Origin of the sequence: Gordonia sp. (in: high G+C Gram-positive bacteria) (assembly GCF_052106715.1) — a bacterium.
Classification (GTDB): domain Bacteria; phylum Actinomycetota; class Actinomycetes; order Mycobacteriales; family Mycobacteriaceae; genus Gordonia.
Map to the genome: position 1 here is coordinate 84,178 of NZ_JBQEDL010000007.1, position 11,146 is coordinate 95,323.

Below are 11,146 nucleotides of genomic sequence, written 5' to 3' on the forward strand. Positions count from 1 at the left end.
GTGACCGCCTCCCCGCTGACCATCGCGACCGTCAACGTCAACGGCATCCGCGCCGCCGTCAAGACGCGCAACGAGAACAACCCGGGAATGCTGCCCTGGCTGAGTGAGCACTCGCCGGATGTCGTGCTGCTGCAAGAAGTGCGCGCATCCGAGGCGATCGCCCGTAAAGCGCTCGCACCCGCACTCGACGACGGCTGGCACCTGGCGATGACCGAGTCGGCCGTCAAGGGGCGGGCCGGTGTCGGCATCCTGTCGCGCAGTGAGCCTGCCGCCGTACGGATCGGGTTCGGCAGCAGTGAGTTCGACGACCTCGGCCGGTACATCGAAACAGACTTCGAGTTCGCGGGCGAGACCATCACCGCGGCGAGCCTCTACCTCCCGTCCGGCGCCACGCCGACCGACGATCCGAAGGACGTCGAGAAGTACGAGGAGAAGGTGCGCTTCCTCGACGAGTTCGGGCCCTACCTCGACGGGCTGCTCGGATCGGGTCGGCACGTCGTGGTCGCAGGCGACTGGAACATCGCCCACACCGAACGCGACATCAAGAACTGGAAGGGCAACCGCCGCAACTCCGGTTTCCTGCCGCACGAACGCGAGTGGATCGGCGCCCGTCTCGCCTCGGGGTGGGTCGACGTCGCGCGCGAGCATCACGGTGACGTTGACGGCCCCTACGCGTGGTGGTCGTGGCGCGGCAAGGCATTCGACAACGACTCCGGGTGGCGCATCGATTACCACCTGACGACGCCCGCGCTGGCCGGTCGGCTGCAGCGCACGTGGGTCGACCGCGCGGACGCATACGACCGCCGCTGGTCCGACCACGCGCCGGTGAGCGCCGAGTTCGCCTGACCGGGACGAGAAGTCGGTTGAGCCGATCTGAAACAATCAGATCATGACCTCTCCTGCACCGACTCCGCGCCGCCGGGTCCTGTCCGGCATCCAGCCGACGAGCGACTCGTTCCACCTCGGCAACTACCTGGGTGCGGTCAAGCAGTGGGTCGAGTTGCAGGAGGACTTCGACGCGTTCTACTTCATCCCCGACATGCACGCGATCACCGTGCCGTTCGAGCCTGCGCAGTTGCGGGAGCGGACACGCCGCAGCATCGCGCAGCTCCTCGCCGTGGGTGTCGACCCGAAACGGGCGACGATCTACGCGCAGTCGCAGGTCCCCGAGATCGCGCAGCTGACCTGGGTTCTCACGTGCATCACCGGATTCGGCGAGGCCGGTCGGATGACGCAGTTCAAAGACAAGTCGGCCAAGGCCGGGCAGGATGCGGCAGGCGTCGGCCTGTTCACCTATCCGATCCTGATGGCAGCGGACATCCTCGCGTTCCAGGTGGAGGCGGTGCCGGTCGGCGAGGACCAGCGCCAGCACCTCGAACTCACCCGTGACCTCGCGCAGCGTTTCAACAAGCGTTTCGGTAACGCACTCACGGTGCCCAAGGCGCACATCGTCGAAGAGTTCGCGAAGATCTACGACCTGCAGAACCCGACGGCCAAGATGAGCAAGTCGGCCGAGACCGAGGCCGGAGTGATCAACCTCCTCGACGATCCTAAGCGGTCGGCCAAGAAGATTCGATCGGCGGTCACCGACAACGAACGGGTGATCGCGTTCGATCGCGAGAACAAACCGGGTGTGTCGAACCTGCTGACGATTCAATCGGCGTTGACCGGCAACACTGTCGACGAGATCGTCCGATCCTATGACGGCAGAGGTTACGGTGATCTCAAGGTTGAGACGGCCGAGATTCTCACCGACTTCGTGTCGCCGTTGCGAGGCGCAGTCGACGAGATCCTCGCCGACGAGACCTACCTGGACACGATCATGGCGGACGGTGCCGCTCGCGCTCGAGAGATCGCGGCTACGACGCTCGCCGACGTGTACGACAAGGTAGGGTTCGTCGCGCCGAAGGGCTGACCCGACCTGCGAGTCACTGCCCGCGAAAGACGACGACCCGAGGAACCGCGTGAACCGGATCAAAGCCTTCATCGCCGGACTGCCGGCACTGTTCGAGCAGCTCAAGGAGCGGTGGCCATGGTTGCGCAGGCTGCTAGCCATGCAGGATCACTACAACGCGCGCCGCGGCAACGTGTATGCTGCGGCGATTAGCTTCATCGGCATCCTGTCGATGGTGCCGATCCTCATGGTGTCGTTCGCCATCGCCGGCTTCATCCTCGCGAGCCGACCCGAACTCCTCAGCGACATCACCGACGCGGTGGTCGAGAACGTGCCAGGTGAGCTCGGCACTCAACTCAACGACATCATCACGTCGGCGATCGAGTCGCGCCGCGCAGTCGGTGTGATCGGTCTGTTGAGCGCTGCTCTCACCGGTCTGGGCTGGATGGCGCTCGTGCGCATGGGGCTGAGCGAGATGTGGGGCGGCCGTCAGAAGCGCAGCGCCGTGATGGGCAAGGTCTACGACCTCCTCAACTTCGTGGTGCTCGGCGTGCTGTTCGTCGGCACTATCGCGATCACCGTGTTCGCCTCCGGTCCGGTCGGCGAATGGGTCCTCGGACTCGTCGGCGTCGAGGACACATGGTGGGGCAAGTGGATCCTGCGCATCGCCGCGATCATCATCTCGGTCGTCGCCACGTGGCTGCTGTTCAGCGTGGTACTCGCGAAACTTCCGTTGCAGCAGTTGCCGATTCGCGTCGTGATGCCGGGAGCGTTCGTCACCGCGATCGTGTTCGAGATCCTGAAGTCGTTGGGTTCGCTCTACCTCCAGTCGGTGATGAGCAGCCCGGCGGGTGCCGCGTTCGGTCCGATCATCGGTGTGATGGTGTTCGGCTACCTCGCATCGCGGATCGTCCTGTACGCGTCGGCCTGGAATGCGACGAACCCCGCCAACGAGCAGTACCTGACGGTCGACGAAGTCGAGAACGACGGCGAAGAGAAGGAACCGGTCTACTTCGCGCCCATTCAGAAGGTATCGGGCGGACCGCGGGCCCGAGAGATCGTGACGGCGGCCGGAGTCGGCGCCGCGGTCGCGACCGTCGCGACGGCGGCGACGACGGTCCGCAAACGCGCGGGCAAATAGCGGTCAGTCGCTGCGCGAGCTCTTGTCGCGGCCGAATCGGACGGCGACCCACGCCGCGAATCCGACGATCACCACCACTATCGCGATCCCGGCCGCTGACAACAGACCCCAGTGCGCGTCGTCGTTGTGCTCGGCGGCGCGCGCATCATGGTGCTCGGGCGTGTGTGGGTCGACGAGCGTCCCGACCGAGGTGCCGGCAGGAGCGGCGAATCCGTAGTCGAGCATGCGGGCCGCTTGGTCCGAGTACAGATTATTGAGTTGGTTGACCCCGTACATCTGGACGACGAGGAGAATCCGTCCATCGCGTTCGACGGCGCCGACGAACGTCTTGAGAGCGTCGTCGGTGTACCCGGTCTTCCCGCCGAGCATGCCGGGGTACCCGTCGCGCAGCAACGCATTGCTGGTGCCCATCGTGTAGCCGGGGTGCGGTTTGTCGCCCGGTACGTCAGCCAGTGGTGGGAAGCCGGGGAACTGGTAGGTCGGCAGCGAGATCATCTGCCGGAACGTGTCGTCGTTCATCGCGTGACGGAAGATCAGTGCCTCGTCGTACGGCGACGTCGACATCCCCGCAGCGTCCAGACCCGATGGACTGGCAGCACGCGTGTCCTTCGCGCCGAGCGCCGCGGCCTTCGCGTTCATCGTGGCGAGCGTCGCATCGTGACCGCCGAGTTCCCGGGCGATGGCGTTGGCGCAGTCGTTCCCCGACACCATGACGAGACCGGTCAGAAGGTCGCGCACCGTGTACGTGCCGCCGGGTCCGATGCCGCAGGAGTCGCCTTCGGCGTGATAGTCCTCGACGGTTCCGGTGACCTTCTTCTCGAGGTCCAGCTCGTCGAGCGCCGTCGTCGCCAGGAGCACCTTGATGGTCGACGCGGGACGATACCGTCCGTGCGGATCCTTCGCGGCGATCACGTCGCCGCTGTCGAGGTCGGCGATCAGCCAGCCAGCACTCGTCAGGTTCGCAGGCAGTGGCCCGGCGGCGGGATCGGCGACGACGTCGCACCCGGCCAGCGCGTCACCGCCGACGGCGGGGGTGGCGACAGGCAGGGGAGTGGGTGTCGTGCTACCCGGCTGCACCGCCTCCGACGTGTCGACAGCGGGCGGAGTGTGCACCTTGTGCGGGCAGCCCGCGGTGTCCGTGTGCGGTGCGGGTACGAACCCCGGGTCGGCGTGTGCGACGGCGCCGGGCAGCGCGAGCGAAACGGCTGCGAGAAGGGCGGCGGACAGGACGGCGAGGCTTCTGGTGGGTGATCTGGACATCGCATATGAGGCTACCCGCCGGTTTCGTCTGTTACGCCGAGCCGCGTGACCAGCATCCGGTCACGTGGCTCGGCGCAGAGACGAGAGAGCCCCGACCGAAACGGTCGGGGCTCCCTCTGGGCTGCAGAGAAGGTCTGCGGTTATCAGCGCGAGAACATCAGGGCGCGCTTGACTTCCTGAATCGCCTGCGTCACCTGGATGCCACGGGGGCATGCGTCGGTGCAGTTGAACGTGGTGCGGCAACGCCACACTCCGTCGACGTCGTTCAGGATGTCCAGGCGCTCGGCTGCCGCCTCGTCACGGCTGTCGAAGATGAAGCGGTGCGCGTTCACGATCGCGGCCGGACCGAAGTACGAGCCCTCGTTCCAGAACACCGGGCAGCTCGTCGTGCAACATGCACAGAGGATGCACTTGGTGGTGTCGTCGAAGCGGGCGCGGTCGGCCTGGCTCTGCAGACGCTCCTTGGTCGGCTCGTTGCCCGACGTGATCAGGAACGGCTTGATCGCACGGTATGCGTCGAAGAACGGCTCCATGTCGACGACCAGGTCCTTCTCCACGGGGAGGCCCTTGATCGGCTCGATGGAGATCGTGATCTCCTTCGACGTGTCCTTCGGCAGGAAGTCCTTCATGAGGAGCTTGCAGGCCAGCCGGTTGACGCCGTTGACACGCATCGCGTCCGAGCCGCACACGCCGTGGGCGCAGCTGCGTCGGAACGTCAGCGATCCGTCCAAGTAGCCCTTCACGTAGAGGAGCAGGTTGAGCAGGCGGTCCGTCGGCAACGCCGGGACGCGGAAGCTCTCGAAGCCCTGCGCGTCGGGATCCTCCGGGTTGAACCGATAGATCTTCAGCGTGACCATGGTCGCCTCGTCGGGGACCGCGGGCAGCGGCGGCTCGCTGGTCGCCGGATTCTCCAAAGTGGCAGTCATCAGTACTTACGCTCCATCGGCTCGTAGCGGGTCTGGACGACGGGCTTGTAGTCGAGCTCGATGTCCGTGAGAAGACCCATACCCTTCTTGTACGCCATGGTGTGCACCATGAAGTTCTCGTCGTCGCGCTTCGGGAAGTCCTCGCGGGCGTGACCGCCGCGCGACTCCTTACGGTTGATCGCCCCTGCGACGGTCACCTCGGCCAGTTCGAGCAGGAATCCGAGCTCGACGGCCTCCAGAAGATCGGTGTTGAACCGTACGCCCTTGTCGTGGACGCGGATGTGGTTGTACCGCTCCTTGAGTGAGCGCACATCGGACAGTGCCTGGTTCAACGTCTCGTCGGTGCGGAACACCGAGGCATTGTTGTCCATCGTCTGCTGCAGTTCCGACCGGATGTCGGCGACTCGCTCGTTCCCGTGCTCGGAGAGCAGGCCCTCGAGCCATTCGTCGACCATCGCGGTCGGCGTCTCCTCCAGCTCGGTGAACGACGCGGTCGACGCGTACTCCGCGGCGGCGATGCCTGCGCGGCGTCCGAACACGTTGATGTCGAGCAGCGAGTTGGTGCCGAGACGGTTCGCGCCGTGCACCGACACGCAGGCGCACTCGCCCGCGGCGAACAGACCGTGGACCACCTGGTCGTTGTTGCTGAGCACCTGGCCGTTGATGTTGGTCGGAATGCCGCCCATCACGTAGTGGCAGGTCGGGTACACCGGAACGAGTTCGGTGACCGGGTCGACGCCCAGGTACGTGCGCGCGAACTCGGTGATGTCGGGGAGCTTCTCGTTGAGGACGTCCTCACCGAGGTGACGCACGTCGATGTAGACGTAGTCCTTGTTCGGACCGGCACCGCGACCTTCGAGGACCTCGAGGACCATCGAGCGGGCGACGATGTCACGTGGCGCGAGGTCCTTGATGGTGGGGGCGTAGCGCTCCATGAAGCGCTCGCCGTCGACGTTTCGGAGGATGCCGCCCTCGCCTCGGACCGCTTCGGAGATCAGGATTCCCAGGCCGGCGAGGCCGGTCGGGTGGAACTGGTGGAACTCCATGTCTTCGAGCGGCAGGCCCTTGCGGAAGACGATGCCCATGCCGTCACCGGTGAGGGTGTGCGCGTTGGACGTCGTCTTGTACATGCGACCCGAGCCGCCGGTGGCGAACACGATCGACTTCGCGTGGAAGACGTGGATCTCGCCGGTGGCCAACTCGTAGGCGACGACGCCGTTGGCGACAGGCTCGCCGTTCTCATCGGTCGTCATGTTGACGTCGAGTGCGTAGAACTCGTTGTAGAACTCGACGTCGTGCTTGACGCAGTTCTGGTACAGCGTCTGAAGGATCATGTGGCCGGTACGGTCCGCGGCGTAGCAGGCGCGGCGGACCGGAGCCTTGCCGTGGTCGCGCGTGTGACCGCCGAAACGCCGCTGGTCGATCCGACCTTCAGGCGTGCGGTTGAAGGGGAGACCCATCTTCTCCAGGTCGAGCACCGCGTCGATGGCCTCTTTGGCCATGATCTCGGCGGCGTCCTGGTCGACGATGTAGTCGCCGCCCTTGACCGTGTCGAAGGTGTGCCACTCCCAGTTGTCCTCTTCGACGTTGGCGAGAGCGGCGCACATGCCGCCCTGAGCCGCGCCGGTGTGGCTGCGAGTCGGGTAGAGCTTGGTCAGCACCGCGGTGCGGGCGCGGGGCGCGGCCTCGATGGCCGCGCGCATACCTGCGCCGCCCGCGCCGACGATGACGACGTCATAGCGATGTTCCTGCATGGTGTTTCTCAAAACTCCTTAGCTGCGGCCGAAGGTGAGGATCGCGTAGGTGCCCATGACGAGGATCAAGATCATCGAGAGGCCGAGCAGCACGTTGAGCCAGAAGCGGGTGCTGTCCTTGCGTGAGTAGTCGGCGATGATTGTGCGGACACCGTTGGCGCCGTGGATCTCGGCGAGCCAGAGCATGAAGAGGTCCCAGACCTGCCAGAACGGCTGCTTCCAGCGATCGGCGACGAAGCCCGCGTCGATGCGGTGCACACCGTCGTCCACCATCAGCATGATGAACATGTGGCCGAAGGTCAGGATGATCAGGGCGATGCCCGAGAAGCGCATGAACATCCACGCGTACTTCTCGAAGTTGCCGCCCTTGTGGGCGCGCGGGCTGCGGGGGTTGTCCAGGCTGGCCGGACGGTCGTACTCGGTACCGAGTGTCTTGACTTCAGTCATTGTTTTCTCCCGGTCCTAGAACGCGTGGGTGATCAGGATCTGCAACAGGCGAGCCGCAGCAGCGATGAACACGATGGCGAAGACGCTCAGGATCGTCCAGAGCATCTGGCGCTGGTACTTGGCGCCCTTGCTCCAGAAGTCGACCAGGATGACGCGCAGGCCGTTCAGTGCGTGGTAGAGCACGCAGAAGACCAGGCCGATCTCCATGAGGCCGATAATCGGCGTCTTGTAGGTCTCGATGATCTCGGTGTACGTGTTCTCGTTTACCGAGATGACGGCCGTGTCGAGGACGTGCACGAAGAGGAAGAAGAAGATGGAGACGCCGGTGATGCGGTGCAGCACCCACGACCACATTCCTGGGTCACCTCGATAGAGAGATCGTTTGCGCACCGGTGCGGGTGCGACCTCGGTGGGGGTGCTCATCGCGAAACTACGCCTCCAAAGTCGTTGTCAGTTGCAGGTGTCTCGGGGCGGTCGCGGGGCGACGCAGCGGGACCCATCGCACCTGACTTTAAACCTATGCTGAGGCCTATCGTGAATTGCCCGAACAATGTGATGAGGGTCCTTAAAAATCGTTAGGTATGCCTTACCTTTAGTATTCGGCACTTCGGTGAGAGGGAATTGTGACGCACATCGAGTTCGATGTTCTCCAGAATGCGGCGGCGACCGCGATGAACAGGGCGTATGCCCCTTACTCGCGCTTTCCTGTCGGGGCGGCGGCTATCACTGCAGAAGGTGAATTGATCACCGCAGCCAATGTGGAGAATGTCTCATATGGTCTGGGTCTCTGTGCGGAAGTGGCTTTGGTCTCAGTCGGTGTTTCCCAAGGTTCTCTTGAAGGTTCGGGAGGAGACCGTCGAAAGCGGCTGGTCGGCGTCTCGGTATGCGACGGGGACGGACGCCGGTTGACGCCGTGCGGACGGTGCCGTCAGGTGCTGTTGGAGTTCGGCGGACCGGAGTTGCTCGTCGACGGCGCAGACGGGCCGCGACCGCTCGGACAGTTGCTGCCCGATGCATTCGGACCGGCCGACCTCGATCGCGTGCGAGGTCTCTGATGGATCCGATCGCGGTGATCGCGACTAAGCGCGACGGCGGCGAACTGTCCAGGACGCAGATCCGCGAGATCATCGCCGCGTACACAGCGGGCGACGTCGCACCCGAACAGATGTCGTCGCTGTTGATGGCCATCGTCCTCAACGGGATGAGTAGACGGGAGATCGCCGACTGGACGACGGCGATGGTCGACTCCGGCATCCGCCTGGACCTCTCCGACCTGCGGACCGTCGACAAACACTCCACCGGGGGCGTGGGCGACAAGATCACGCTGCCGTTGACGCCGCTGGTCGCCTCGTACGGGCTCGCGGTTCCGCAACTGTCGGGCCGCGGCCTCGGGCACACCGGCGGGACGCTCGACAAACTCGAGTCGATTCCGGGGTGGCGCGCCGACCTGAGCGTCGACGAGATGTGGGCGCAGCTGCGGGAGGTCGGCGCCGTCGTGTGCGCTGCCACCACCGACCTCGCACCGGCCGACCGCAAGCTGTACGCGCTGCGTGACGTGACCGGGACGGTCGCATCGATTCCGCTGATCGCGGCCAGCATCATGAGCAAGAAGATCGCCGAAGGCACCGGAGCGCTGGTCCTCGACGTCAAAGTCGGGTCGGGTGCGTTCATGCGGAACCGCGACGACGCCGAGCACTTGGCGCGCGCCATGGTCGAGCTGGGGTCGGACGCGGGTGTCGACACGAGAGCGCTGCTCACCGACATGTCGTCGCCGCTGGGCCGGACGGCCGGGAACGCCGTCGAGATCGCCGAATCGGTAGAGGTCCTCGCCGGCGCAGGACCGTCGGACGTGGTGGAACTGACGCTCGCGTTGGCCCGCGAGATGCTCGACGCCGGTGGTCTCGGCGACGTCGACCCGGCCGAGAATCTGCGCAACGGTCAGGCGATGGACACGTGGCGCGCGATGATCGTCGCCCAGGGCGGCGACCCCGATGCGCCGCTGCCAGCGCCCCGCCACACGCATGTGGTGCTCGCGGAGGCCACCGGCCGGCTGGCCGGACTCGACGCGCTCGCCGTCGGGGAGGCGGCCTGGCTGCTCGGTGCGGGACGGTCACGTCCCGGCGAGTCCGTCTCCTACGCTGCTGGCGTCACCTGGCACGCGGGTGTCGGCGACGAGGTCCGGTCGGGCGACCCGCTGTTCACGCTGTCGTTTGACGACGAGTCGCGCCTCGATCGTGCGGTCTCGCGGTTGTCGGATGCTGCGGTCGTCGCCGACTCCGCTCCGCGTCCCGGCTCGCGGTTGCTCGGTCGCGCGACCCGCTGATCGGGCCCGCTTCTGCGTTGATCGAGCTTCCCCGCTGATCGGGCTTCCCCGCTGATCGGGCTTCCCCCGTTGATCGGGCTCGACCCCGTTGATCGAGCGGAGTCGAGATCCCGTTCGATCAGCGCTGCCGGTACGACTTCGGGAGCGGGAGGCCTTCGGCCTTGAATACCGAACGGAGGCGCGTCGGGTAGTCGGTGATGAGGCCGTCGACGCCGTACGACAACTGCTTGCGCATGTCGGACTTCTCGTTCACCGTCCAGGGGATGACGCGTAGGCCTGCAGCGTGGGCGCGGTCGATGAGCTTGCCGTCGGACAGCTTGAAGGCGGGCGAGAGGATGTCGAAGCCCGCGGACTTCGCGGCGGCGACCACGTCACCGCCCGAACGTTCGAAGCTCGCGGGGCCGAGCCACTTGGACTTCGGCTTCCACGTGGTGTCGTCGTAGAGCGCGACGAGCGGGACGGTCGGCGCCTGTGCGCGCACCAGCGGGAGGCTGCGCCAGTCGAAGCTCTGGATCTCGACGCGTTTCGTCAGGTGCGCCTTGCGGACCTCGCGGAGGATCGACGACACGAAGGCGGCGGGCTTCGCGCTGCGGGAGCGCTCCTCGGCTTCGATCTTGGTCTCGATGTTGAAGCGGACGGCGTTGTTCTTGTACTTCGCTGCCAGGCCGAACACCTGAGGGAGCGTCGCCATGCGGTTGCCGAGCACGGGCTTCGCATCGGGGAAGTCGGCCAGGCGCTTATCGCAAACCAGGGTCTGGATCTGCCGGTAGGTCAGGTCGTGCACGTCTTTGCCGACGTACGGGAACTGGCGGTCGCCGGGGAATGCGGGCAGGGTGTCGCTGCACTTGTCGGCCTGGATCTCCGGGTCGTGCCAGACCATCGGCACCGAGTCCTTGGTCATCACGACGTCGAGTTCGAGCGTGGTGACTCCGAGTTCCAGCGACCGGGCGAAGCCGTACAGCGACTCCTCGGTGTGTTCGCCGCGTCCACCGCGGTGAGCCTGGAGTTCGACGCTCTGGTTGTCGGAGGGGGCTGCGTGGACGGGGCCGGCGACGGCGGTCCCCGCGGCGATCGCCGCGGTCACAGCGGCAACGGCGAAGCGGGTGAGGCGTGATGTCATGGCGGTGACGGTAACGACGGAAGTGGAACTCTCGGCGACGCCTGCGTGGCGTTGGGTTGACCGGGTGGTGTCATAACGGGGGTCTCGACTCCGCTCGACCAGCGGAGTTGGCGTGTCATGCGGTTCGTCCCGCTGCGCTGTGGGTTGCCGTGACAGATGGGCTTCCCCCTCGTTGATCGAGCGGAGTCGAGATCGCTTGTGTGGGGGTCTCGATTTCGCTCGACCGGCGGAGTTGGCGTGTCATGCGGTTCGTCCCGCTGCGCTGTGGGTTGCCGTGACAG

General features: G+C 65.6%; 11 protein-coding genes. 5 read left to right on the plus strand and 6 right to left on the minus strand.

Features of this window, described 5'->3' with window-relative positions; translation table 11 throughout:
* The 3 genes from ACTIMF_RS05510 to ACTIMF_RS05520 are packed head-to-tail and all read left to right on the plus strand — an operon-like array spanning position 1 to position 3,035.
* Positions 1 to 846, plus strand: a complete 846-nt coding sequence (locus ACTIMF_RS05510; RefSeq protein WP_442349268.1) for an exodeoxyribonuclease III — start codon at positions 1 to 3, stop codon at positions 844 to 846.
* A gap of 43 nt (positions 847 to 889) precedes the next feature.
* Positions 890 to 1,915 carry a tryptophan--tRNA ligase gene (gene trpS, locus ACTIMF_RS05515; protein WP_442349269.1) on the plus strand — a complete coding sequence of 342 codons (1,026 nt, stop codon included), beginning with the start codon at positions 890 to 892 and terminating at the stop codon, positions 1,913 to 1,915.
* A 49-nt stretch (positions 1,916 to 1,964) separates the two neighbouring features.
* On the plus strand, positions 1,965 to 3,035 hold the full coding sequence (locus tag ACTIMF_RS05520; RefSeq protein WP_442349270.1) for a YhjD/YihY/BrkB family envelope integrity protein: 1,071 nt from the start codon (positions 1,965 to 1,967) through the stop codon (positions 3,033 to 3,035).
* Between the two features lie 3 nt (positions 3,036 to 3,038).
* On the opposite strand, the gene ACTIMF_RS05525 is transcribed toward ACTIMF_RS05520, so the two are convergent.
* From ACTIMF_RS05525 to sdhC, 5 genes are all read right to left on the minus strand, one after another.
* A complete protein-coding gene (locus tag ACTIMF_RS05525; protein ID WP_442349271.1) occupies positions 3,039 to 4,295 on the minus strand; it encodes a serine hydrolase in 1,257 nt (418 codons plus the stop codon).
* A gap of 143 nt (positions 4,296 to 4,438) precedes the next feature.
* A complete protein-coding gene (locus tag ACTIMF_RS05530) occupies positions 4,439 to 5,221 on the minus strand; it encodes a succinate dehydrogenase iron-sulfur subunit (protein WP_442349272.1) in 783 nt (260 codons plus the stop codon).
* Positions 5,221 to 6,975, minus strand: coding sequence for a succinate dehydrogenase flavoprotein subunit (gene sdhA / locus ACTIMF_RS05535; RefSeq protein ID WP_442349273.1), 1,755 nt, complete (start codon positions 6,973 to 6,975; stop codon positions 5,221 to 5,223). Before sdhA ends, ACTIMF_RS05530 begins: the two co-directional genes overlap by 1 nt.
* 18 nt (positions 6,976 to 6,993) lie before the next feature.
* Positions 6,994 to 7,422, minus strand: a complete 429-nt coding sequence (locus tag ACTIMF_RS05540; protein ID WP_442349274.1) for a succinate dehydrogenase hydrophobic membrane anchor subunit — start codon at positions 7,420 to 7,422, stop codon at positions 6,994 to 6,996.
* Positions 7,423 to 7,437: 15 nt separating this feature from the next.
* Positions 7,438 to 7,845 (minus strand): succinate dehydrogenase, cytochrome b556 subunit, encoded by a 408-nt coding sequence (gene sdhC / locus ACTIMF_RS05545; protein WP_442349275.1) that lies wholly within the window; start codon positions 7,843 to 7,845, stop codon positions 7,438 to 7,440.
* A gap of 197 nt (positions 7,846 to 8,042) precedes the next feature.
* On the opposite strand from sdhC, the gene ACTIMF_RS05550 reads away from it, so the two are divergent.
* On the plus strand, positions 8,043 to 8,477 hold the full coding sequence (locus ACTIMF_RS05550; RefSeq protein ID WP_442349320.1) for a cytidine deaminase: 435 nt from the start codon (positions 8,043 to 8,045) through the stop codon (positions 8,475 to 8,477).
* Positions 8,477 to 9,745 carry a thymidine phosphorylase gene (locus ACTIMF_RS05555; RefSeq protein ID WP_442349276.1) on the plus strand — a complete coding sequence of 423 codons (1,269 nt, stop codon included), beginning with the start codon at positions 8,477 to 8,479 and terminating at the stop codon, positions 9,743 to 9,745. Before ACTIMF_RS05550 ends, ACTIMF_RS05555 begins: the two co-directional genes overlap by 1 nt.
* A gap of 118 nt (positions 9,746 to 9,863) precedes the next feature.
* Here ACTIMF_RS05555 and ACTIMF_RS05560 read toward each other — a convergent pair whose 3' ends face one another.
* A complete protein-coding gene (locus ACTIMF_RS05560) occupies positions 9,864 to 10,865 on the minus strand; it encodes a glycerophosphodiester phosphodiesterase (protein ID WP_442349277.1) in 1,002 nt (333 codons plus the stop codon).
* Positions 10,866 to 11,146: the final 281 nt, after the last annotated feature.

Coding starts and splice junctions, on each gene's coding strand:
- trpS (WP_442349269.1), top strand. CDS start 890: ATGACCTCTCCTGCACCGACTCCGCGCCGCCGGGTCCTGTCCGGCATC.
- ACTIMF_RS05525 (WP_442349271.1), bottom strand. CDS start 4,295: ATGTCCAGATCACCCACCAGAAGCCTCGCCGTCCTGTCCGCCGCCCTT.
- ACTIMF_RS05530 (WP_442349272.1), bottom strand. CDS start 5,221: ATGACTGCCACTTTGGAGAATCCGGCGACCAGCGAGCCGCCGCTGCCC.
- sdhA (WP_442349273.1), bottom strand. CDS start 6,975: ATGCAGGAACATCGCTATGACGTCGTCATCGTCGGCGCGGGCGGCGCA.
- ACTIMF_RS05540 (WP_442349274.1), bottom strand. CDS start 7,422: ATGACTGAAGTCAAGACACTCGGTACCGAGTACGACCGTCCGGCCAGC.
- sdhC (WP_442349275.1), bottom strand. CDS start 7,845: ATGAGCACCCCCACCGAGGTCGCACCCGCACCGGTGCGCAAACGATCT.
- ACTIMF_RS05555 (WP_442349276.1), top strand. CDS start 8,477: ATGGATCCGATCGCGGTGATCGCGACTAAGCGCGACGGCGGCGAACTG.
- ACTIMF_RS05560 (WP_442349277.1), bottom strand. CDS start 10,865: ATGACATCACGCCTCACCCGCTTCGCCGTTGCCGCTGTGACCGCGGCG.